General features: G+C 68.5%; 19 protein-coding genes and 1 tRNA gene. 11 read left to right on the forward strand and 9 right to left on the reverse strand.

What is annotated here, in order from left to right; translation table 11 throughout:
- Positions 1-52 precede the first annotated feature (52 nt).
- The gene (locus tag ABL312_RS17825; protein WP_349358749.1) at positions 53-1,039 is read right to left on the reverse strand and encodes a D-glycerate dehydrogenase; all 987 of its coding nucleotides are present in this window, start codon (positions 1,037-1,039) and stop codon (positions 53-55) included.
- Between the two features lie 264 nt (positions 1,040-1,303).
- Between ABL312_RS17825 and ABL312_RS17830 the strand changes: the two genes are divergently transcribed.
- Entirely contained in the window at positions 1,304-1,834 is a 531-nt protein-coding gene (locus ABL312_RS17830) for an SH3 domain-containing protein (RefSeq protein WP_349358750.1), read from the forward strand.
- Between the two features lie 111 nt (positions 1,835-1,945).
- On the opposite strand, the gene fabI is transcribed toward ABL312_RS17830, so the two are convergent.
- From fabI to fabA, 3 genes are all read right to left on the reverse strand, one after another.
- Entirely contained in the window at positions 1,946-2,776 is an 831-nt protein-coding gene (gene fabI / locus ABL312_RS17835) for an enoyl-ACP reductase FabI (protein ID WP_349358751.1), read from the reverse strand.
- A gap of 75 nt (positions 2,777-2,851) precedes the next feature.
- Positions 2,852-4,069 (reverse strand): beta-ketoacyl-ACP synthase I, encoded by a 1,218-nt coding sequence (gene fabB, locus ABL312_RS17840; protein WP_349358752.1) that lies wholly within the window; start codon positions 4,067-4,069, stop codon positions 2,852-2,854.
- 318 nt (positions 4,070-4,387) lie between these two features.
- Entirely contained in the window at positions 4,388-4,897 is a 510-nt protein-coding gene (fabA, locus tag ABL312_RS17845; RefSeq protein ID WP_349358753.1) for a 3-hydroxyacyl-[acyl-carrier-protein] dehydratase FabA, read from the reverse strand.
- A gap of 614 nt (positions 4,898-5,511) precedes the next feature.
- Here fabA and irrA point away from each other — a divergent pair.
- Positions 5,512-5,904 (forward strand): iron response transcriptional regulator IrrA, encoded by a 393-nt coding sequence (gene irrA, locus ABL312_RS17850; protein WP_349361449.1) that lies wholly within the window; start codon positions 5,512-5,514, stop codon positions 5,902-5,904.
- Between the two features lie 145 nt (positions 5,905-6,049).
- Here the strand turns inward: irrA and nth are convergent, their stop codons facing one another.
- Positions 6,050-6,793, reverse strand: a complete 744-nt coding sequence (gene nth / locus ABL312_RS17855) for an endonuclease III (RefSeq protein WP_349358754.1) — start codon at positions 6,791-6,793, stop codon at positions 6,050-6,052.
- 22 nt (positions 6,794-6,815) lie between these two features.
- Here nth and ABL312_RS17860 point away from each other — a divergent pair, with 22 nt between their 5' ends.
- Positions 6,816-7,358: a DUF2244 domain-containing protein gene (locus ABL312_RS17860; RefSeq protein WP_349358755.1), complete on the forward strand. Its 543-nt coding sequence runs from the start codon at positions 6,816-6,818 to the stop codon at positions 7,356-7,358.
- A gap of 54 nt (positions 7,359-7,412) precedes the next feature.
- On the opposite strand, the gene ABL312_RS17865 is transcribed toward ABL312_RS17860, so the two are convergent.
- The gene (locus ABL312_RS17865) at positions 7,413-9,431 is read right to left on the reverse strand and encodes a hypothetical protein (RefSeq protein WP_349358756.1); all 2,019 of its coding nucleotides are present in this window, start codon (positions 9,429-9,431) and stop codon (positions 7,413-7,415) included.
- Between the two features lie 334 nt (positions 9,432-9,765).
- Between ABL312_RS17865 and ABL312_RS17870 the strand changes: the two genes are divergently transcribed.
- Positions 9,766-10,650, forward strand: a complete 885-nt coding sequence (locus ABL312_RS17870) for a methylated-DNA--[protein]-cysteine S-methyltransferase (RefSeq protein ID WP_349361450.1) — start codon at positions 9,766-9,768, stop codon at positions 10,648-10,650.
- A gap of 41 nt (positions 10,651-10,691) precedes the next feature.
- On the opposite strand, the gene mutS is transcribed toward ABL312_RS17870, so the two are convergent.
- A complete protein-coding gene (mutS, locus tag ABL312_RS17875) occupies positions 10,692-13,499 on the reverse strand; it encodes a DNA mismatch repair protein MutS (protein ID WP_374730147.1) in 2,808 nt (935 codons plus the stop codon).
- A 209-nt stretch (positions 13,500-13,708) separates the two neighbouring features.
- Between mutS and ABL312_RS17880 the strand changes: the two genes are divergently transcribed.
- The 4 genes from ABL312_RS17880 to ABL312_RS17895 all read left to right on the forward strand — a co-directional run bounded on the left by ABL312_RS17880 (position 13,709) and on the right by ABL312_RS17895 (position 18,220).
- The gene (locus tag ABL312_RS17880; protein ID WP_349358757.1) at positions 13,709-15,991 is read left to right on the forward strand and encodes an NADP-dependent malic enzyme; all 2,283 of its coding nucleotides are present in this window, start codon (positions 13,709-13,711) and stop codon (positions 15,989-15,991) included.
- A 30-nt stretch (positions 15,992-16,021) separates the two neighbouring features.
- Positions 16,022-16,768, forward strand: coding sequence for a phosphoribosylanthranilate isomerase (locus tag ABL312_RS17885; protein ID WP_349358758.1), 747 nt, complete (start codon positions 16,022-16,024; stop codon positions 16,766-16,768).
- Positions 16,765-17,979 (forward strand): tryptophan synthase subunit beta, encoded by a 1,215-nt coding sequence (gene trpB / locus ABL312_RS17890; protein ID WP_349358759.1) that lies wholly within the window; start codon positions 16,765-16,767, stop codon positions 17,977-17,979. The genes ABL312_RS17885 and trpB overlap by 4 nt, the downstream gene beginning before the upstream one ends.
- Before the next feature lie 164 nt (positions 17,980-18,143).
- A tRNA-Arg gene (locus ABL312_RS17895) sits at positions 18,144-18,220 on the forward strand.
- Between the two features lie 171 nt (positions 18,221-18,391).
- Here ABL312_RS17895 and ABL312_RS17900 read toward each other — a convergent pair.
- Entirely contained in the window at positions 18,392-18,784 is a 393-nt protein-coding gene (locus ABL312_RS17900; RefSeq protein ID WP_349358760.1) for a helix-turn-helix domain-containing protein, read from the reverse strand.
- Positions 18,785-18,898: 114 nt separating this feature from the next.
- Between ABL312_RS17900 and ABL312_RS17905 the strand changes: the two genes are divergently transcribed.
- Positions 18,899-19,186 carry a putative quinol monooxygenase gene (locus ABL312_RS17905; RefSeq protein ID WP_349358761.1) on the forward strand — a complete coding sequence of 96 codons (288 nt, stop codon included), beginning with the start codon at positions 18,899-18,901 and terminating at the stop codon, positions 19,184-19,186.
- Positions 19,187-19,519: 333 nt separating this feature from the next.
- Positions 19,520-20,527, forward strand: a complete 1,008-nt coding sequence (locus ABL312_RS17910; protein WP_349358762.1) for a zinc-binding alcohol dehydrogenase family protein — start codon at positions 19,520-19,522, stop codon at positions 20,525-20,527.
- Between the two features lie 156 nt (positions 20,528-20,683).
- Here the strand turns inward: ABL312_RS17910 and ABL312_RS17915 are convergent, their stop codons facing one another.
- Positions 20,684-21,316, reverse strand: coding sequence for a MarR family transcriptional regulator (locus ABL312_RS17915; RefSeq protein WP_349358763.1), 633 nt, complete (start codon positions 21,314-21,316; stop codon positions 20,684-20,686).
- 57 nt (positions 21,317-21,373) lie between these two features.
- On the opposite strand from ABL312_RS17915, the gene ABL312_RS17920 reads away from it, so the two are divergent.
- Positions 21,374-22,819, forward strand: a complete 1,446-nt coding sequence (locus ABL312_RS17920; RefSeq protein ID WP_349358764.1) for an MFS transporter — start codon at positions 21,374-21,376, stop codon at positions 22,817-22,819.
- The last annotated feature ends 5 nt before the right edge of the window (positions 22,820-22,824 follow it).

The following is a 22,824-nucleotide window of genomic DNA, read 5'->3' on the forward strand; positions in this document are numbered from 1 at the left end:
GTGAAACGCCGGACCCTCCGGACCCGGGGGCGATGCCCCCGGCGCCGATCCGTCAGAGCATCGACGGCAACACGCGGTCGGGCGGACGATGGCCGTCCATGAAGGTCTTGATGTTGATGATCACCTTCTCGCCCATGTCGATGCGGCCCTCGATGGTGGCCGAGCCCATGTGCGGCAGCAGAACGACCTTGTCGGAGGCCACCAGCTTGGGATTGACGGCGGGCTCGTGCTCGAACACGTCGAGACCGGCGCCGGCGAGCTGGTCGGCCTCGAGCTGGCGGATGAGCGCGGCCTCGTCGATCACCTCGCCGCGCGCGGTGTTCACGATGTAGGCCTCGGGCTTCATCAGCTTGAGCCGCCGGGCCGAGAGAAGATGAAAGGTCGCCGGCGTATGCGGGCAGTGGATCGACACCACGTCCATGCGCGCCAGCATCTGGTCGAGGCTGTCCCAATAGGTCGCTTCCAGCGCTTCCTCGGTGGCCTCGGGAACGCGGCGGCGGTTGTGATAGTGGATCGACATGCCGAAGGCCTTGGCCCGGCGGGCGACCGCCTGGCCGATCCGGCCCATGCCGACGATGCCGAGCCGCTTGCCCCAGATGCGATGGCCGAGCATCCAGGTCGGCGACCAGCCGGTCCACTCACCGTGCTCGAGCGCCTTGATGCCTTCCGCGATGCGGCGCGGCACGCCGAGGATCAGCGCCATGGTCATGTCGGCCGTGTCCTCGGTCAGCACGCCCGGCGTGTTGGTAACCGTGATGCCGCGATTGTTGGCGGTGACGACGTCGATGTTGTCCACGCCATTGCCGAAGTTGGCGATGAGCTTGAGGCGCTCGCCGGCCTGCGACAGGACGGCGGAATCGATGCGGTCGGTGACGGTCGGAACGACGACGTCGGCGGTCTTCACCGCCTCGACGAGCTCCGCCTGGCTGAAGGGCCGGTCGGCCTCGTTGAGCCGTGTTTCGAACAGCTCGCGCATCCGCGTCTCGACGACATCCGGCAACTTGCGTGTCACGACGACCAGCGGCTTCTTCTTGGGCATGCTCCTCGCCTTCCGCGCTCTATTGAGGGCTCCTTAACCCTGCTTCCCCCAGACTGTACCGCCGCACGACGCATCGGCACGAATTCCTTGTTCTCCTTACCAGATGGCCCGGTCAAAACAAGGGATCGGCTTGCATAGATTTTCGTCGGAGGGCCTCCGGCTCCGGGCGCGGTCATACCCACGCCACGAATATGGTCGAATTGGCCCGATATCTCGTATCAAGGTTCACGCCGTTCGCGCGACGGCGGTCAAGGGGAATGCAAAATGACACTCCGTACGGCCGGTTGCCTGGGTCTCGCGGGTCTGATGCTCGTCGTCGTCGCCGCTTTCGGCACGCCGGTGCAGGCGCAGTCCGGGACCATCGGGCCGAGCGGCTTTCCGGTGCCGCGTTTCGTCAGCCTCAAGTCGGACCGCGTCAACGTGCGCGTCGGGCCGAGCCGCGAGCACCGGATCGGATGGACCTTCGTGCGCGCCGGGCTGCCGGTGGAAATCGTGCAGGAGTTCGAGAACTGGCGCCGCGTGCGCGACTGGGAAGGCGATGAGGGCTGGGTCTTCCATTCGCTGCTGTCGGGCCGGCGCACGGCGCTGGTCGCACCCTGGGAAGCAGAAGGCACGACCCCCTTGCGCGCCGATCCGCGCTCCGACGCGACGATCGTCGCGGAACTCGGCCCCCGGGTTCTGGCGAACGTCGGGTCCTGTTCCGACGGCTGGTGCGAGATTTCCGGCGAGGAATTCAGCGGCTGGATCGACCAGACCCGGCTGTTCGGCATCTATCCGGACGAAACGGTGGAGTGAGCTGCCGCGGGTCGTCGGGCCGGGTCGGCGCGCTCCTTGCGCGGGGCCGTCGGCCGGGCGGTGTCGGCGACGACCGGCCGCGCGCGCGGCGCGCGGAACCGGTCGCGCGGATCATTTGGTGTCGACGATTTCCTGGGCGCGGGCTTCCTGCGTCTTGAGCGCCTGAAGGCGCGGCATGGAGACGGTGCTGTAGCCCGAATCCACGAAATGCACCTCGCCGGTGACGCCCGACGACAGATCCGACAGCAGATAGAGCGCCGATCCGCCCACCTCGTCGATGGTGACCGTGCGGCCGAGCGGCGAATGTTCCTTCTGGTAGTTGAACATCACCCGCGCATCGGACACGCCGGAGCCGGCGAGCGTGCGCACCGGACCGGCCGAGATCGCGTTGACGCGGATGTTCTGCAGGCCGAAGTCCATCGCCAGATAGCGCACGGAGGATTCCAGCGCCGCCTTGGCGACGCCCATCACGTTGTAGTTCGGCATGACCCGCGTCGAGCCGCCGTAGGTCAGCGTGATCATCGAGCCGCCGTCGGTCATCAGCTCGGAGGCGCGCCGGGCGATCTCGGTGAAGGAGAAGCAGGAGATCACCATCGTGCGGCAGAAGTTCTCCCGCGTGGTGTCGGCATAGCGCCCGCGCAGTTCCGACTTGTCGGAAAACGCGATGGCATGAACCAGAAAGTCCAGCTTCCCCCACTCCGACTTCAACGTGTCGAAGACGGCGTCGACGGTGTCGACGTTTTCCACATCGCAGGGGAGCAGCAGCTTGGAGCCGACGCTGTCCGCCAGCGGCCGGACCCGCCGCCCGAAGGCGTCGCCCTGATAGGTGAATGCCAGTTCCGCGCCTTGCGCCGCCGCCGCCTTGGCGATCCCCCAGGCGATGGAGTGATCGTTGGCAACGCCCATGACGAGGCCGCGCTTACCGTCCAGAAGCCCACCCATTCCTTACTCCTGTCAGACGAACGGCCGGCGGGTTGCTGACCCGCGTCGGCCCAAGGATTGATGTGTCACTGGGGATCACGCGTCGAAGCGTCGGAAAACCAGCGTGGCGTTGGTGCCGCCGAAGCCGAAGCCGTTCGACATCACGCAGTTGAGGCCGGCGTTGTCGACGCGCTCGCGCACGATCGGCACGTCGGCGAAGACCGGGTCGAGCTCGTCGATGTGGCACGACGGCGCGATGAAGTCGTTCTGCATCATCAGGAGCGAGTAGATCGCCTCATGCACGCCGGCCGCTCCAAGCGAATGGCCCGACAGCGCCTTGGTGGCGGAAATCCGCGGCATCTTGTCGCCGAAGACCTCGCGCATCGCCTCGATCTCGCGCTCGTCGCCGACGGGCGTGGAGGTGGCGTGCGGATTGACGTAGTCGATCGGCTCCCTGACGTCCTTCAACGCCAGCTTCATGCAGCGCGCGGCGCCCTCGCCGGAGGGGGCGACCATGTCGTAGCCGTCGGAGGTGGCGCCATAGCCGACGATCTCGGCGTAGATCTTCGCGCCGCGAGCCTTGGCGTGTTCCAGCTCTTCCAGCACCAGCGTGCCGGCGCCGCCGGCGATCACGAAGCCGTCGCGGTTCTTGTCGAAGGGCCGCGAGGCATGCGCGGCGTCGTCGTTGTACTTGCTCGACATGGCGCCCATGGCGTCGAACAGGTTCGACAGCGTCCAGTCGAGATCCTCGCCGCCGCCGGCGAAGACGACGTCCTGCTTGCCCCACTGGATCAGCTCGGCGGCGTTGCCGATGCAGATGTTGGTGGTCGCGCAGGCCGCGGAGATCGAATAGTTGACGCCGTGGATCTTGAACGGCGTGGCGAGCGTCGCCGAGTTGGTGGAGCTCATCGCCTTGGGCACGGCCGTCGGACCGATGCGGCGCGGGCCCTTCTCGCGGGTGATGTCGGCGGCTTCCACGATGGCGCGCGTCGACGGGCCGCCCGAGCCCATGATGATGCCGGTGCGCTCGTTGGAGATGTCGCTCTCCTCCAGGCCCGCATCGGCGATTGCCTGCTGCATGGCGATGTAGTTCCAGGCCGACCCCGGCCCCATGAAGCGCGTGGTGCGCCGGTCGAGCACCTCGAAGGGGTCGAGCTTGGGGGCGGCATGCACGCGGCAACGGAACCCGAGGCGCGCATAGTCCTCGGCCGGTCCGATGCCCGACTTGCCTTCGCGCAGGCTTGCGGTGACTTCCTGGGTCGTCCCGCCGAGCGACGACACGATGCCCATTCCGGTGATTACCACCCGCCTCATTGGGGTCTCCCGTCTATCTTGGACCGGGCGCAGGCCAGCGCTGCGCGTCCGCTCCGATCAGCAGTGCCGGAGCGTGTCCGCCCGACGGGCCGGACACGGTTTCTCCGGAAAAAACGCTCTGGCGCCGCATGTTGCCGCCCGCCCATCACGCGGGCCGATGCCATCGGCACGGGCGCTTGAGATAAGTGGTTCGGCGCCCGGGATCAATCGTCGCGCGGCATCGAGGCCGGCTTCGGGGCGGCATTTGCCCCGATATCGCGCCGATAGCGCCCTGTTTCCGCAAGGCGTCCCGTGGCTCGCCCGGTTTTCGCAAGCGCCTTATTCGGCCCGGAACAGGCCGACCCGCAGGTCCTTGGCCTGATAGATCGTCTCGCCGTCGGCCTTCAGCCATCCGTCGGCGATGCCGAGGACCAGCCGGCCGCGCCGCAGCTTCTTGATGTCGATGCCGTACTCGACGCGCTTCACGTCGGGCGTCACCATCTTGGAGAACTTGATCTCGCCCGTCGAGATGGCGCGGCCCTTGCCCGGCTCGCCGAGCCAGCCGAGGAAGAAGCCGGTCATCTGCCACAGCGCGTCGAGGCCGAGGCAGCCCGGCATCACCGGGTCGCCGTGAAAGTGGCACGGGAAGAACCAGAGGTCCGGCTTGATGTCCAGTTCGGCGCGCACACAGCCCTTGCCGTAGTCGCCGCCGTCCTCGGAGATCTCCGTGATCCGGTCGAACATCAGCATGGGCGGGAGCGGCAGCTGCGCGTTGCCGGGGCCAAACAGTTCGCCGCGTCCGCACGCGAGCAACTCGTCGTAGGTGAAGCTGGATTGCCGCTGGTTCATTCCATTCCCGCAAGGTTCTCTCGCGACCGCGCCGGGTCTGTCGCTCATGGCATCTGACGCGCATGATGACAGGCGGACGGAACGCGACGTCTCATTGTCGCCCGCTTACTATCATAGGGTCTGGCGCTTCGAAACCCCGCGCGAGGCGGCGCGCTGCGGCGGATCCCCGCTGTGTCCGGGCCTGCGCCCGGCCTGCGCCCGTCATGTGTCGCCCGCCCGGGCGATGCCGGCCGCGGGAGGAGCCATCCACGGGCGGAGCACTTGCAATGGCCGCGCGGTCTATGGCAGAAATCTGCCGTTGGGTTCCCTTTCGGCAGCCCAACGCGTTGACCATGCGCGCGGTGTGGACCAGATTTAAGGGACATCCGGGCCAGAGACAGTCGAGGGCATTCGACCCCGTGCACCGGACCCTGGCGGGTTTCAGGTGCCCGGGATACCTGAGCGGACGAACGCGCGGCGGTGCCCGAACAGAGGCCCCCGAACAGGGGCCCCGAACAAAGGCGATGCCTGAGCACAGGCGAAAGCCTGGTCACGGCCGGAATGAACGGGCGACAACGAACGAACGCAAGCGAGGCAGCGTGAGCGAAACGGTGGCACGAGGCGAAGTTCAGGACATGTTGCGCACGGCGGGCCTGCGCCCGACGCGGCAGCGCGTCGCCCTTGCGGAGCTCCTGTATTCCAAGGGCAATCGCCACGTTTCGGCGGAAGTGCTGCATGAGGAGGCGGAAGCCGCCGACGTGCCGGTGTCGCTCGCGACCGTCTACAACACGCTGCATCAGTTCACGCAGGCCGGTCTGCTGCGCGAGGTCGCCGTCGAAGGCACCAAGACCTATTTCGACACCAACACCGACGATCACCACCACTTCTTCATCGAAGGCGAGAACAAGGTGGTCGACATCCCCGGAACCGGCGTGACCATGGCCTCCCTGCCCGAAGCGCCGGAGGGGATGGAAGTCGTGCGGGTCGATGTGGTCGTGCGGGTACGCCGCAAGGATCGCAAGGGCTGACCAAGCCCGCGTCGTTGCGCGTTTCAGTCTGCCCCGGCGGACCTGGCTTCCCCGGCGAACCTGATCCGAGACCGTTTTCCAAAATCATGGATCCTGCGCCCCGCACCCGTCGGTGCGGGCGATCCTGCACGCCGCGCATTTGCGCTCAGCGGGCGGCGCTCTTCGTCCGCGTGGTGTTTTCCGGGCTCTTGCACAGATCGGCAATCAGGCATTTCTCGCAGTCGGGCTTGCGCGCCTTGCAGATGTAGCGGCCATGCAGGATGAGCCAGTGGTGGGCGTGCAGCAGGAACTCGGGCGGGATCACCTTTTCCAGTGCAAGCTCGACCTCCAGCGGCGTCTTGCCCGGTGCGATGCCGATCCGGTTGGCGAGGCGAAAGAGATGCGTGTCGACGGCAATCGTCGGCTGGCCGAAGGCGATGTTGAGCACCACATTGGCGGTCTTGCGACCGACGCCCGGCAATTGCTCAAGCGCCGCGCGGTCCTGCGGCACCTCCCCGCCATGGGCGTCGATCAGCTGCCGTGACAGGGCGATCACGTTCTTCGCCTTGTTGCGATAGAGGCCGATCGTCTTGATGTAATCCCGCACGGTTTCCTCGCCGAGCGCGACCATCTTTTCCGGCGTGTCGGCGACCTCGAACAGCGGCCGTGTCGCCTTGTTCACGCCGACGTCCGTCGCCTGTGCCGACAGCGCCACGGCGACCAGCAGCGTATAGGGATTGACGTAGTGCAACTCGCCTTCCGGTTCCGGATTGGCGGCATGGAAGCGGGCGAAGATCGCGTGGAGTTCGGCCTTGGTGTAGCGCGACCGGCGCCGGCGCACCGCGGCTTTTGCGGATTTCGGCGCGGGTGCGCTACGTGTTTTACCGGAATCGGACTGGTTCTCGCTCATCGCTTCTCTATACTTGGGCGTCATGACGAGCGGCAATCCGAAATCCGAGCTGGAGGTTGCGGGAAGCGAGGCGGCGGATACGCCTTTCTTCGCGGCCCTGCTCACGCCCTATCGCTCGCTGGGGCCGAATGGCTTCCGCGTGCTGATGCTTGTCGTTTGCGGCATCTGCTTCGCGGCGGGGCTTGTGTTCCTGTCGATGGGCGCTTGGCCGGTCTTCGGTTTTCTCGGCCTCGACATCCTGCTGATCTTCCTGGCGTTTCGCTGGAATTACCGGGCCGCGCGCGCCTTCGAGGAGGTGCATGTGTCGCGCACCGAGATCCGCATTCGCAAGGTCAACGCCGCCGGGCGCGAGGCGCTTTACCGGTTCAATCCCTTCGGCACGAAGCTGGTGGTGCGCGAGGAGGAGGACGAGGGCGTCACCCGCATCACCGTGTCGGCGCGCGGTCAGGCGGTCGACGTCGGCGGGTTTCTCAATCCGCAGGACCGCACCAGTTTCGCCGGCGCGTTCCGCAGGGCGGTCGCGCAGGCGAAATCCGGCGGGCCGTTCCCGGTTGCCGCCGGCTGAGCGGGAACGCCGGTCCCCCGCCCGCTCGCATGTCGCGCCAGATCGCAAACCGGGTCAGAAGATGCGGCAGCTGCGCGGGCCCGCGCCGGGGCGCGTCCAGATGACCCGGTTGCCGCTCCCCTCCAGCCGATAGCCGCGACTGGCGTAGAGCAGGTCCGGCCCGTTCGAGCGATCCGCGAGCGTGACCGGTGACAGGCCGGACTCCCGTACGATCGCCACGCGCCGCACATTGTCGATGGTCACCGTCAGATAGGCCCCGCCGGCGCAGTCGTAGTCGAGGCGCAGCTGGTCCTCCGCGCCGCCGAACAGCGGCCCCGCCGGAACGGGTGCCGGCGGCAGCGGCTCGGGCGGCAGCGGTTCAGGCGGGAACGTGTCGAGCGGATATGGGTCGAGTGGGGCTGGGGCGGGCGCGAAAACCTCCGGCTCCGGCGGCAGCTCGCGGGTTGGGCGCAGGGTGACGGTGCGCGAGGCGCCGCGCGGCAGGTAGATGCCGAGGCATCGCCCGCGCAGATTGGCCACCAGCCAGGGATGACCGGCGACGGTCGGCTGCACCATTTCGCCACCCGGCGGAATGCGCGCCTGCATCCGCCGGTCGCCGTCGAAATCGATCCAGTGCACCACCACGGGCCGTTGCCGTTCGTTGCGGAAGATCAGCGTCGCCGGCCGGCTGCTCGGCACCGAGCGGATAAACCCCTCGTCGGCGCAGCTCGCCCCGTCGCCGGTAAAGCCGGCCGCGCCCGGATCGACGAAGCCGCCGGACGGGTCCGGGGTGGCGACGATCTCCGGCGCCGGCACCGCGCAGGCCTCGACGAAGCGGCGCACCGGCCCGGCACTGCCCGTGAGCGACACCCGGTAGGCCCAGGCCCCGTCCATCGCCACCGTCAGCTCCGATCCGCGGATCAGCGCCGTCCAGATCGGATCATCGGCGGCAAGCGTCACCACCGGCTCGGAGACGCCGGCTTCCGTGTTCGCCGACGAGCCGCGCGCCGTGTAGCTGCGCAACACGTCGCGCGCGGCCAGCGTCACGGAGACGGGCGCGCCCTCCCGCAAGCCGTCGACCGTGCCGATCAGGGTCGTCGTCATGCGTCCCGATCCGCGCGTGCAGCTGGCGCGAAATCCCCGGTCGTCGGTCTCGGGCACGCCGTAGACGAGCGCGAGACGGTCGCCGCCCAGCGGCGCCACGGACCATGTGCGGCCGTCGTAGAGCGGCAGCGCGCCCGGGTCGGGGGCGATCGTCGGTCCGGCGGCGGAGGCGGTCGCGGCGGTGTCCTGCGTGCCGGCACCCGCGTCTTGCGCGGTGTCTTCCGGTGCTGCGGTATCCTGTGTCGCGTCCGCGCTGCCGCGCAGCGCCGTCTCGCCGTTACCGGTCGACGGGCGACGCACGCCGCCGGCGAGCGGCGGGGCGGCCGGACCGGCATCGGAGGGCACGGCCCGGCGCACGGATTGCGTGTCCGCCGCCGCCCGGGCCTGGGTTGTCATGGTGACCTTCCAGTCGCCGCAGATGTCCATCCGGTCCTTGAGAATGCGGCCGTCGGCGAGCACCAGGCGCAGGTCGCGCCGGCAGGCGATGCGGCCGCCGTCGTCCGGATCGCCTTCCATCTCGACGAAAACTCGGGCCCGCGAGCGCCGGCGCACCGGCATGGCGACGCCGTCGATGAAGACCTCGCGGATCGCGGTGTCGTCGTCGGTCTGGATCATCAGGAGCTTGCGCTCCACGCGCGGCGCGGGTGTTTCTGCGGCAGAGGCCTCGGCGACCGGAACCGTCACTGCGTAGTTCGCCGCGCAAAGATCGAGCGTGCGGGTGACCGTCCGCCCGTTCGAGAGCCCGACCGCCAGCGTCTGGGTGCAGTCGAAGGGGCTGTCCGCCTGCCCGGCCTCGACGAACAGGCTGGTGTCGGAGCGCCCCGCTTCCTTGAGCGTTCGCCCGTCGACGCGCACCTCGCGCACGGTCACGTCTTGCGTATCGGTCTTCACCGAGACGATGCGCACGTCGGCCGCCGCCTTGCCCGGAACGAGGGCGAGAATGGTGGCGAGGATCGGGGCCGCGCAGGCGGCGGCGAGCCGTTTGCGCAAGGGTGGGCGCAAATGGGGGCGCAAGGGGCGGCGCAAGGGGGAGAGAGGCGACGCAGACGATCGGGCACGCATGAAGACGAATTCTCTCGCTCGGGCAAGGTGGTGGAACCGGGGCCACAGCGTGGCCCGGGTTTTTGTCTTAAGCAAGACATCGCCCCTCCCTGCCCCCGGAACGGATCGATCGTCCGCGTATACCGTGCAACTCGCAAATCGGGTGGTCTCGGCTTGCCGGCCTGAGTACTCTCGCCCCACACCAGCCAAGGGAAAACGGTTCATGAGCGCGATGCAGGCACGCCGGGATCAGCATCAGGAGCAGAGGAAACCCGCCTCGGGGATGCCGTCTTCGGGGGGTGTCGGAGACACGGTCCTCGACGACTACGACATCGTCCGACGGACCCTGCAGACGATCACCGAACGCTGGCGCGATCAGCCGGGGCTGGAGACGCTGGCCGCCGAGGCCGGCGTCCAGCCGATCCAGCTGCAGCGGGTGTTCTCGCGCTGGGCCGGGATCACGCCCAAGCAGTTCCTTCAGGCGATCACGCTGGATCACGCCCGCGACCTCTTGCGCCAGTCGGCGACGGTGCTCGACACAAGTCACGAGCTCGGCCTGTCGGGCCCGGCGCGGCTGCACGATCTCTTCGTGACCCATGAGGCGATGACGCCGGGCGTCTACCGGGCGAAAGGGGCGGGCCTGACGATCCGCTACGGCTTTCACCCCTCGCCCTTCGGTCTGGCGCTGGTGATGGTGACCGAGCACGGTCTCGCGGGCCTCGGCTTCTGCGAGCCCGGCGAGGAGGCGGGCGCGCTCGAGGACATGACGCGGCGCTGGCCGCAGGCGACTTATGTCGCGGATGCGGGCGCGACCGAAGCGATGGCGCGGCGCGTGTTCGATCCCGCGGCCTGGTCGCCCGACACGCCGCTTCGCGTGGTGATGATCGGCACGGACTTCGAGATCCGCGTCTGGGAAACGCTGCTGCGCATTCCGCTTGGGGCCGCGACGACCTACTCCGACATCGCCGCGCGGCTCGGAAAACCCAAGGCGGCCCGCGCGGTGGGGCGCGCAGTCGGGCGCAATCCGATCTCCTTCGTGGTGCCCTGTCATCGGGTGCTGGCGAGCGGCGGCACGCTCTGCGGCTACCACTGGGGCCTCACCCGCAAGCGCGCCATTCTCGGCTGGGAGGCCGGACGGGTCGCCCAGGCCAGCGACGCGGTGGAGTGACCGGCGGCGCGCCGGTCATTTGCCCATAGTCAGCACCCTGCTCAGTCGTCCGGGCGGCTCTGCTTGCGGGCGCGCTTGAGCGCGTAAAGCGCGTCGAGCGCCTCGCGCGGGGTCATGTCGTCGGGATCGAGCGCATCCAGCGCCTCGCCCAGCGGGTCGCTCTGTGACACGGGGGCCGTCGGCGCCGGCGCGACGGCCGGCATCGCGGCGAAGAGTGGCAGATCGTCGATCAGCGCCTCGCCGGGCGCGCGACGATCCTGTTCCTCCAGCTGGGCCAGCACGGCGCGGGCGCGCTCGATCACCGCCGCCGGCAGGCCGGCGAGCTTGGCGACCTGAATGCCGTAGGAGCGATCCGCCGCGCCCGGCACGATCTCGTGCAGGAAGACGACGTCCCCTTCCCACTCCTTGACCCGCACCGTGGCGTTGGTGAGCCGGGAAAGGCGCGCCGACAGCGCGGTCAGCTCGTGATAATGGGTGGCGAAAAGGGTGCGCGCGCGGTTGACCTCGTGCAGGTGCTCGATCGCCGCCCAGGCGATGGAGAGCCCGTCGAAGGTGGAGGTGCCGCGTCCGATTTCATCCAGAATGACCAGCGCGCGCGGTCCCGCCTGATTGAGGATGGCGGCGGTCTCGACCATCTCGACCATGAAGGTTGAGCGCCCGCGCGCCAGATCGTCGGCCGCGCCGACACGCGAGAACAGGCGGTCGACGACCCCGATATGCGCGGCCTCCGCCGGCACGAAGGCGCCCATCTGGGCCAGGATCGCGATCAGCGCGTTCTGGCGCAGGAAGGTCGACTTGCCGGCCATGTTCGGCCCGGTGACGAGCCAGATCCGGCCCGACCCCTCGTCGCCCTCGGGGCCGAGCGATGCGTCATTGGCGACGAAGCCGTCCTCGCCGGCGCGTTTCAGCGCCTGTTCCACCACCGGATGACGCCCGCCCCGGATCTCGAAGGCAAGGCTGTCGTCGACCTGCGGGCGGGTGTGCGCGTCGGCCTCGGCGAGGTCCGCGAGCGCGCTTGCCACATCGAGCACCGCGAGCCCGTCGGCCGCCGCCTTGATCGCGCCGCCCGCCTCCACCACGTCGTTGACGAGCCGCGTGAAAACCTCGGTTTCGAGCGACAGCGCCCGCCCGGCCGCATTGGCGATGCGGCTTTCGAGATCCGCCAGATCCGGCGTGGTGAATCGCATGGCGCCGGCCATCGTCTGGCGGTGGATGAAGCGCCCCGGATCGCTTGTGAGCTTCTCCGCATGCGCCGCCGGCACCTCGATGAACCAGCCGAGCACATTGTTGTGCTTGATCTTCAGCGCCCGGATCTCGAGCTCCGCCGAGAGATCGCCCTGCATCTGCGCGATGACCTTGCGGCTGTCGTCCCTGAGCCGGCGCACCTCGTCCAGCTCCGGCAGATAGCCGTCGGCGACGAAATTGCCGTCGCGCGCGAGCAGCGGCGGATCGGACTTGAGCGCAAGACCAAGCTCGTGCCCAAGGTCCGCCGGCGCCGCCGCAAGCCGGGCCACCGCATTGGCGATCTCCGCCGTCGCGGCGTCCGGATCGTCCTCGCCAGTCTTGAAGAGCCCGGCGATGTCGCGCGCCGCGGCCAGCCCGTCGGCGAGCGCCAGCAGATCGCGCGGGCCGCCCCGGTCCATCGACAGGCGCGACAGGGCGCGGGCCATGTCCGGCACCTGCTTCAGCCGCTCGCGCAGCCGCTCGCGCAGATAGGTGTCCTCGTGAAACCGGGCGACGGCGTCCTGCCGGCGGCGGATTTCGGCGATGTCGGTGAGCGGGCTCGCCAGGCGCTGGGCGAGCAGCCGCGAGCCCGCGCCGGAGACGGTCCGGTCGATGACGGAGAGCAGCGAGCCGCCGCGCTCGCCCGACAGGGTGCGCATCAGCTCCAGGTTCGCCCGGGTTGCCGGATCGATCAGCATGCGCGCGCCGGCGCCGTCGTGGGCGGGCGGGTCGAGCGGCGCGCGGGCGCCGAATTGCGTGCGCTCCACATAGGCGAGCGCGCCGGCGGCCGCACTCGTTTCCAGCCGCGTGAAGTCGCCGAAGCCGTCGAGCGTCGCCACGCCGAAATAGCGCGCCAGCCGGTCGGCGGCGGTGGCCCCGTCGAACAGGCTGCGCGGCACCGGCGACAGCGACGCCGGCGTGTCGCTCAGGATCGCGCGCAAGCCCGGGTCCTCCAGCAGCGTGTCGGCGACGACGATCTCGCGCGGGTCGATGCGGGCGAGATCGGCCGCAAGCCGCGCCCCGTCGCTGGCCGCGACCCGGAAGGCGCCGGTGGAAATGTCGACCCAGGCGAGCCCGTAAGCTGTCGCGTCGTCGAGCGAGCCGGTCTTGCCGCGCGCCAGCGCCAGCAGGAAATTGTTGCGCGCCGGCTCCAGCAGCCGGTCCTCGGTCAGCGTGCCGGGCGTGACGAGGCGGATCACCTCGCGCCGCACCACCGCCTTGGCGCCGCGTTTCTTCGCCTCCGCCGGATCCTCGGTCTGCTCGCACACCGCGACGCGAAAGCCGAGCGCGATCAGCTTCTGGAGATAGTCATCGGCCGCATGCACCGGCACGCCGCACATCGGGATGTCCTCGCCCAGATGCTTGCCGCGCTTGGTCAGCGTGATGCCGAGCGCGCGCGAGGCGTCTTCCGCGTCCTGGAAGAACAGCTCGTAGAAATCGCCCATGCGGTAGAACAGCAGGCAATCGGGATTGGCGGTCTTGATCTCGATGTATTGCGCCATCATCGGCGTCGGCTGGGCCGCCTTGGCCGCTCCCGTCTGGGTCGCCTCTTGCGCCGTCTGCCGGTCCGCGCCCGCGTCGGGCCGCTGCCCCTGGCGGGGATGCTCTGTCGCCTGATCGTTCATGCTGAGACCCTAATTCGCGTCCTCGCGATGGGAAAGCCGTTTCGGCTGTCCACATGCCGCTGCGTCGGGCTTCGCGCCGCCCGGCTCCGGCCCTTATCAAACGGGCGGGAAAGTTTCAGCCACGCGGTCCGATTCGCCGGGTTGAGTGCGGTATTTGCAGGGGATAATGTCTGCCTCCGCCGTCGGGGGCGGGCCAACAGGAGAATGGAATGTCGTCGTCGGATAAATCACGCAGCAGCAACGTCAGCTTCACCGAGCAGGAAGCCCTCCAGTTTCATCAACAGGGCAAGCCGGGCAAGCTGGAAATCACGCCGACCAAGCCGATGGCGACCCAGCGCGACCTGTCGCTCGCCTATTCGCCCGGCGTCGCCGTGCCGGTGCGCGCCATCGCCGAGGACCCCTCGCGCGCCTTCGATTACACCACGCGCGGCAATCTCGTCGGCGTGATCTCCAACGGCACCGCCATCCTCGGCCTCGGCAACCTCGGCGCGCTCGCCTCCAAGCCGGTGATGGAAGGCAAGGCGGTGCTGTTCAAGCGCTTCGCCGACGTCGACAGCATCGATCTCGAGGTCGATACGCAGGACGTGGACGAATTCGTCAACGCCGTGCGCTATCTCGGTCCTTCGTTCGGCGGCATCAACCTGGAGGACATCAAGGCGCCGGACTGCTTCATCATCGAGCAGCGCCTGCGCGAACTGATGGACATTCCCGTCTTCCACGACGACCAGCACGGCACCGCGATCATCGCCGCCGCCGGGCTGATCAACGCCATGCATCTGACCGGCCGCGATGTGAAGACGACCAAGATCGTCTGCAACGGCGCCGGGGCGGCCGGCATCGCCTGCATCGAGCTCGTCAAGGCGATGGGCGTGCCGCATGACAATGTCACCCTGTGCGACACCAAGGGCGTGATCTACAAGGGCCGCCAGGAAGGCATGAACCAGTGGAAGTCGGCCCACGCCGTGGAGACCGACGCGCGCAGCCTCTACGATGCCCTCAAGGGCGCCGACGTCTTCTTCGGCGTGTCGGTGAAGGGCGCGCTCACCGAGGACATGCTGCGCGCCATGGCGCCGAACCCGATCATCTTCGCCATGGCCAATCCCGATCCGGAGATCACGCCGGAGGAAGCCCATGCGATCCGCGACGACGCCATCGTCGCCACCGGCCGCTCCGACTATCCCAATCAGGTCAACAATGTCCTCGGCTTTCCCTACATCTTCCGGGGCGCGCTCGACGTGCAGGCGACCACCATCAACGACGCCATGAAGGTCGCCTGCGCCGAAGCGCTGGCGAGCCTGGCCCGCGAGGAGGTGCCGGACGAGGTCGCCGCCGCTTATCGCGGCAAGCGGCCGAAGTTCGGGCCCGAATACATCATTCCGGTGCCCTTCGATCCGCGCCTGATCTCGACCATTCCGCCGGCCGTCGCCCAGGCGGCGATGGACAGCGGCGTGGCGCGCCGGCCGATCGTCGACATGGAGACCTACCGCCACCAGCTCTCCGCCCGCCGCGATCCGGTCGCCGGCACCTTGCAGCGCATCTTCTCCAAGGTCCGTCAGCAGCCCAAGCGGGTCGTCTTCGCGGAAGGCGAGGAAGAGCCGATGATCCGCGCGGCGGCGAGCTTCGTCGCGCAAGGGCTGGGCGAGGCGATCCTGATCGGGCGCGAGGACGAGGTGCGCGCCACCGCGACCGCCGCCGGCATCGACATCGACCGCGGCGGCATCTCGATCCACAATGCCCGGCTGTCGACCCGCAACGCGGACTACGCGGCCTTTCTCTATGCCCGGCTGCAGCGGCGCGGCTACCTGCAGCGCGACTGCCAGCGGCTCGTCAACAACGACCGCAACTACTGGGGCGCGATCATGGTGGCGCGCGGCGATGCCGATGCCATGGTCACCGGCCTCACCCGCAATTACTCCGTGGCGCTCGACACGGTGCGCAACTGCATCGACGTGAAGCCCGGCCACCGGGTGATCGGCGTGTCGCTGGCGCTGTGCCGGGGCCGCACGGTGCTCGTCGCCGATTCCGCCGTGATCGACATGCCGACCTCGGAAGAGCTGGCCGACATCGCGGAAGAGGCGGCGCATGTCGCCCGGCGGCTCGGCTATGAGCCGCGCGTCGCCATGCTCGCCTATTCCACCTTCGGCCATCCGCGCGGCGAGCGCTCGGAAAAGGTCATCGAGGCGGTGAAGATCCTCGACCGGCGCCGCGTCGATTTCGAGTACGATGGCGAGATGGGCGCCGATGTCGCCCTCAACATGGACAAGATGGCCGCCTATCCCTTCTGCCGCTTGAGCGGTCCGGCCAATGTGCTGATCATGCCGGCCTTCCACTCCGCCGCCATCTCCACCAAGATGTTGCAGGAACTGGGCGGCTCGACGGTGATCGGCCCGCTGCTCGTCGGCCTCGACAAGCCGGTGCAGATCCTGCCCATCGGCGCCAAGGACAGCGACATCGTCAACATGGCGGCCATTGCCGCCTACAACGTGACCTGAGACACGACGGCGCAAGGCCGGGGACGCACAATGACCCACAGCGGCACCACCGAGGCATCGGGCGCGGGGACGATCAAGATCTGCGGTCTGAAGACCGACGAAGCGCTCGACGCCGCGCTCGACGCGGGCGCGGAGATGGTCGGCCTCGTGTTCTTCGAAAAAAGCCCGCGGCATGTCGATCTGGCGACCGCCGCGCGGCTTGGCGACCGCGCGCGCGGGCGGGCCGACATCGTCGTGCTCACGGTCGATGCCGACGATGCGCTGCTCGACGAGATCGTGCATGCGGTGCGTCCCGACTGGCTGCAGCTGCACGGCGGGGAAAGCCCGGAGCGCTGCGCCGCGCTGCGGGCCCGTCACGGCATCCGCGTCATGAAGGCGCTGGGCGTGTCGGGCGCCGATGACCTGGCGCGGGCAACGCCCTATGTAGGCCATGTCGACCGGCTGTTGTTCGACGCCAAGCCGCCGAAGGGCGCCGATCTGCCCGGCGGCAACGGCGTCAGTTTCGACTGGCGGATCCTGCGCGATCTCGTTCCCGGCGTTCCGCTGATGCTGTCGGGCGGTCTCGACGCGGCACGTGTCGGCGAGGCCATCCGCGTGAGCGGTCTCGATGCGGTCGACGTATCGTCGGGCGTGGAGCGCGCGCGCGGCGAGAAGGATCCGGACCTGATCCGGCAGTTCATTGCGGCGGCGCGGGCCGCCTTTGCCACGCGCGATGGCGCGGCATCATCTTGCGACTCTTCTAAGGACGAATCCTCTCAGGAAGGAGTGGAGGCATGACGATCCATCCCAACACCTACCGCTCCGGCCCGGACGAGCGCGGTCACTTCGGCATTTTCGGCGGTCGATATGTTGCCGAAACGCTGATGCCGTTGATCCTCGATCTGGAAAAGGCCTATGCGGACGCCAAGGCCGATCCCGCCTATCAGGCGGAGGTCGACGACCTCAACGCCCATTACACGGGCCGCCCCTCGCCGCTCTATTTCGCCGAGCGGCTGACCGCGGAGCTCGGTGGCGCCAAGATCTATTTCAAGCGCGACGAGCTCAACCACACCGGCAGCCACAAGATCAACAACTGCCTGGGCCAGATCCTGCTGGCCAAGCGCATGGGCAAGACCCGCATCATCGCCGAGACCGGCGCCGGCCAGCATGGCGTGGCGACCGCCACCGTCTGCGCCCGCTTCGGCCTGCCTTGCGTGGTCTACATGGGCAAGACGGACGTGGAGCGCCAGCGGCCCAACGTCTTCCGCATGAAGCTTCTGGGGGCCGAGATCGTGCCGGTCACCTCCGGCGCGGGCACGCTCAAGGACGCCATGAACGAGGCGCTGCGCGATTGGGTGACCAATGTCGACAGCACCTATTATCTGATCGGCACGGCCGCCGGTCCGCACCCCTATCCGGAAATGGTGCGCGATTTCCAGTCGGTGATCGGCAAGGAGACCCGCGCGCAGCTTCTGGAGGCGGAAGGCCGTCTGCCGGATGCGCTCGTCGCCGCCGTCGGCGGCGGATCGAATGCGATCGGCCTGTTCCATCCCTTCCTCGACGACCCCGGCGTCAAGATCTATGGCGTGGAAGCGGGCGGCAAGGGCCTGTCCGGCGAGGAGCATTGCGCGTCGCTGAGCGCCGGCAAGCCGGGCGTGCTGCATGGCAACCGCACCTATCTGCTGCAGGATGACGACGGGCAGATCCTGGAAGGTCATTCGATCTCGGCCGGGCTCGACTATCCCGGCATCGGACCGGAGCATTCCTGGCTGAAGGAGACGGGCCGCGTCAGCTATCTGCCGATCACCGACACGGAAGCGCTGGAGGCGTTCCAGTTGCTGACGCGGGTGGAAGGGATCATCCCCGCGCTGGAGCCGGCCCATGCGCTCGCCCAGGTGATGAAGCTCGCGCCGACGATGGACAAGGAGCAGATCATCGTCATGAACCTGTGCGGGCGCGGCGACAAGGACATCTTCGCCGTCGGCGACATGCTCGGCTTCGACCTGTAACAGGCGCGGCGCGGACCCGGCTTGCGATGCGGGGCTGCGCCGGCCCGTCCACGTCGGACCGTCCACAAGGCCCGCGCCCCGGCCGGTTCTCGGCACAAAACCGTTGCCTCGCTCCGGGGGATCGGCTATCCCTCGGGCTCGGCGCGTGACCCTTCACGCCCCAGGCACCCGTAGCTCAGCTGGATAGAGCGCTGCCCTCCGAAGGCAGAGGTCACAGGTTCGAATCCTGTCGGGTGCGCCAATTTCCCCGGGAATTTTCGCACCTCCAGAAAAGTGGGATCGGAGAAGGGTCGACCGAGCGCTCCGCTTTCCTGTTTTGCGACCTTCTTTCTCTCTCCTTTCTCACGGCGATGCGGTGGAGCGGCCTCATCGGGCGGCGCATGGTCGTGCGCATGGCGCGGAGACACTCGCGTCAGGAGCTCGCCGTCGCGTCACGCCGAAGGAGCGGCAGCGCCTGTTTCAGCCCCCAGTCCCGCAGAGCCATGATGATGGGCCGCAAGCTCTCGCCCTTCTCGGTGAGGCTGTATTCCACCTTCGGCGGCACAACCGGGAACACCTCACGGCGGATCAGCCCGTCCGCTTCCAGCTCGCGCAACTGTTTGGTCAGCATGCGCTGCGTCACATCCCCCATCTGACGCTTGAGTTCGTTGAAGCGGACCGGCCCCTCCATCAGGTGATAGAGGGCAAGCCCCTTCCATTTTCCGCCGATCAGTTCGAGCGCCGCCTCGACCGGACAGCCCTCGCTGCAGTCGTAGGTGTCATAGCGCTGGCGTCTGTCGGCATCCGTCGTCTTGAGAGCAGTCATGTTTACAGTATCCCTTATGTACCTATATGCCCAAAACGTGCGTACTTGTTCTGTTCGAATGCATAGTCCATCTGTCCTCTCGTCGCAATCATGCTTCGGAAAGGACGCAAGGACATGCCCCTGACAATCGTCGCGACCATTCACGCAAGGCCAGATCGTGAGGCTCTTGTCCGGCAGGAACTGGAAAAGCTTGTGGCGCCGACCCGGGCGGAGCCGGGCTGCATCCGGTACGACCTGCATCATGACATCAAATCCCCCGGCCACTTCCTGTTCTACGAGACCTGGGCGAGCCGTGACCTGTGGCAGGCGCACATGAATGCGCCGCATATCGCCGCCTACATGGAGGCGACCGAGGGGGCCGTCGAGGCCTTCGTGGTCAGCGAGATGGAGCGTCTGGCATGAGGGCGTTCCCCGCGTGCCCTCCCGCGCCGAACCGGCCGGCCGTCGCCACGCGAAGAGACGCGCGAGAACCGGCGCTGCGGTCGGGCAACCCCGCGGTCGCGGCCGACCGCCCCCTGTCTTCCGCCGTGCGTCGCCGGGCCGCGCTGGCCCGCTCTGCGTGACGCGGACCGGTCCACGAACGATCCACGCACTCCGATCACGTTCAATCCTGGCGAGGAGGCTGCCCGCGTCGCTCCGTCGGATCGCGCCCGACGGGTCTTCCAGCCACGACATGAGGTCATGCCCGGCCGCCCAGAGCGGCGCGCGACCGGGCGCAAACGAAAGAGATGTTTCATGAAAGCCATCGGCTACACGAAATCCCTGCCCATCACGGATGAGGGCGCCTTGCAGGCCTTCGACATTCCCACGCCCGAGCCTGGAGCGCGGGATCTTCTCGTCGAGGTCAAGGCCGTCTCGGTGAACCCCGTCGACGTCAAGGTGCGCACCGGCGTCGATCCCGCCGGCGAGACCAAGGTCCTGGGCTGGGATGCCTCGGGCATCGTGCGGGCAACCGGCGCGGACGTTACATGCTTCAAGCCTGGTGACGAGGTCTTCTACGCCGGCGCATTGGACCGCCCGGGCACGAACAGCGAGCTGCATGTGGTGGACGAGCGCATCGTCGGGCGCAAGCCGTCGCGCCTGTCCCATGCGGAGGCTGCCGCCCTGCCGCTGACGACGATCACCGCGTGGGAACTCCTCTTCGACCGCTTCGGCATCGCCGAGGGTGGAGGGGCGGGAGACACGCTGCTCGCCATTGGCGGTGCGGGCGGGGTCGGCTCGATCCTGATCCAGCTCGCGCGTGCCCTCACCGGCCTGACCGTCGTCGCCACCGCGTCGCGGCCCGAAACCCGGGCCTGGGTGGAGGCCATGGGCGCCCATCATGTCATCGACCACCGGGGCGACATGCCCGCGCAGATGAAGGCGCTGGGCCTCGTGCCGCGCTATGTCGCCGGGCTCACGGGCACGGAGCATCACTTTCCGGCGATCGCCGAAATGCTGGCCCCGCAAGGCAGGTTCGGCCTGGTCGACGATCCCGATCCCAAGGCTGTCGATGTGATGCTGCTCAAGCACAAGGCGATTTCGCTCCACTGGGAGTTCATGTTCACCCGTTCGCTCTTCGCAACACATGACATGATCGAACAGCACCGCCTGCTCTCCCGGGTGGCGGATCTGGTCGATGCGGGCCGGATCCGTACCACCGCCAATCATGACGGCGGGACCATGACCCCGCACACTCTACGGGCAGCCCATCAGCTGCAGGAAAGCGGCCGTGCCATCGGCAAGACGACGCTGACGTGGTGACAGGACCACTGCTGCGTGACGGTTTCACCGCGACCGCGGTCCTGATCTGACCGGAGGCGTTGTCGCGAAGCGTGCCGTGCGGAGCATGCGTCTCAAGCCCCGCACGCGGCAATGACGATCCAGATCCGCGCCACCGGCGCGGATCCTGGAGCGATCTCAGGAAGCCGCCGGATCGATCGCATAGGCGCAGCGCCGCGCGCCGTCGAGCACGTGGTCCGTGCGCTCCACCCTTGCATCGGGTCCGAGCACGGCGCGGAAGATCGCCAGTTCCGACCGGCACAGACCCTGGCAGACGGCGGCCGCCGCGCAGATCGGGCAGTGGTTCTCGACCAGCACGAAGCCGCCCTTCTCGGTGGCGTGCCAGTCGGCCATGTACCCCTCGGCGCTGCGCAATTCGGCGAGTTTTGCCACCCGCGCCTCCAGCGTCGCGCAGCCGGCCATCGCCGCCTCGTATCGCGCGAGCGTCTCGGCTTCGCGGTGGGCGATCAGCCGGTCGAGTCCATCGGCGCCGAAGACCGCGCGGGTCGAGGCCAGCATGTCGAGCGTCAGGTCCGAATGGCGGTCGGGAAAGCGGGCGTGACCCCGGGCCGTCAGCGCCCAGTAGCGGCGCGGGCGCCCGCGCCCGTGCCGGCGGTCCTCCGCCACGACGAGGCCTTCGCCGGCAAGCTTCGCCAGCCAGTGCTGCGCTCCGGCCGTCGTCATGGCGAGCGCCGCCCCGGCGTCGCGCGCGGTCACCGGCCCCCGGCTCTTGATCAGATAGAGCAGTCGCTCGTCGCTCGGCCTTGACATCGGACTCATTTTATCAAGTAATCGCTTTTTATAATATCCACCGAAAGGCCGCCGTCAATGGCCGATCCCGCCGCCCACAGCCGTGTCGCCTGGTCCGAACTCCTGACCCGGGAGCATGCCCCGGCGCTGGCGCTGGTGTGCCTGGGCGTCTGGCTGCATGCGGCCGACGGGCTGGTCGTGGCGACCATGCTTCCGGCCATTGTCGCCGAGATCGGCGGCGGCGCGATGGTCGCCTGGTCGGTGGCGCTCTACGAGATCGGCTCCATCGTCGCCGGTGCGACGGGCGGGTTTCTGGCGCTGCGCTACGGGCTGCGCCTGCCGATGACGCTCGCCGGCGCCCTGTTCGCGCTCGGGTGCCTCGTCAGCGCGCTGGCGCCGACCATGCCGGTGCTTCTGGCGGGCCGTCTGCTGCAGGGGCTGGGCGGCGGCGGACTGGTGGCGCTGTCCTTCGTCGCGGTCTCGCTGCTGTTCCCGCCGCGATTGATGGCGCGGGCCATGGCGGCGATCTCGGCGCTGTGGGGCGTGTCGTCCTTTCTCGGTCCGCTGATCGGCGGTGTCTTCGTCGAAGCCGCCACCTGGCGGGCCGGGTTCGTCTTCTTTGCCGTGCAGGCGCTGGCGCTCGCGCTGTGGATCGGTTTGGCCGCCAGGCTCGGCGCGCGGCCGCCGGCCACCGGGGTGTCGAGCCCTATGCCGGTCGCGCGCCTCACGGTGCTTGCCGCCGGGATCGTCTCGATCGCCTGGGCCGGCATCGACATCGATCCGGTGGCGACGCCCGCCTTCGTTGCGGCCGGGGGCGTGCTGTTGATCGTCTTTCTGGTGCTGGACCGGGGCGCCGGCGCCGACCGGCTGTTGCCGCCAGGACCCTTCGGTCTGGTCACCGCGCATGGAAGCGCGCTGGCCATGGTGCTGGCGATGTCGGCGGCGACGATCGCGATCACCGCCTACGGCCCGCTGCTGGTCGTGGCGATCCACGGGGTGTCGGCCATCGTCGCGGGCTATCTGGTCGCCTGTTCGGCCGTCGGCTGGACGGTCTTCGCGATCCTCGTGTCCGGCTCGGATCCGCGCCACGATCCCAGATACATTGCCGTCGGCATGGCGATGGTGGTCGCAAGCATTATCGGATTCGCGGTCGCCGTGCCGGCCGGCCCGGTCTGGCTGATCGCCCTCGTCGCGGCGATCGAGGGCGGCGGCTTCGGCATCGCCTGGACCTTCATCCTGCGCCGGGTGACGAAACTGTCCGATCCGGCCGAGACCGAGCGGGTATCTGGCGCTCTTCCCACCGTGCAAAGGCTCGGCTACGCGCTGGGCGCGGCCTATATCGGGATCATCGCCAATGCCGCCGGCTTCGCCGAGGCGGAGACGGCCGAGGCCCTCCTGCCCGCCGCGCGCTGGGTGTTTCTGGGCAGCCTGCCGCTGGCGCTGGTCGGCCTCGTCGCAATGGCGCGTTTCGTCTCGCCGGGCGTGGCCCGCGCGCGCCGGACCGTCTCGATGGGCATGGACTGAGCGCC

Origin of the sequence: Stappia sp. (assembly GCF_040110915.1) — a bacterium.
In the GTDB taxonomy this organism is placed as follows: Bacteria; Pseudomonadota; Alphaproteobacteria; order Rhizobiales; family Stappiaceae; genus Stappia.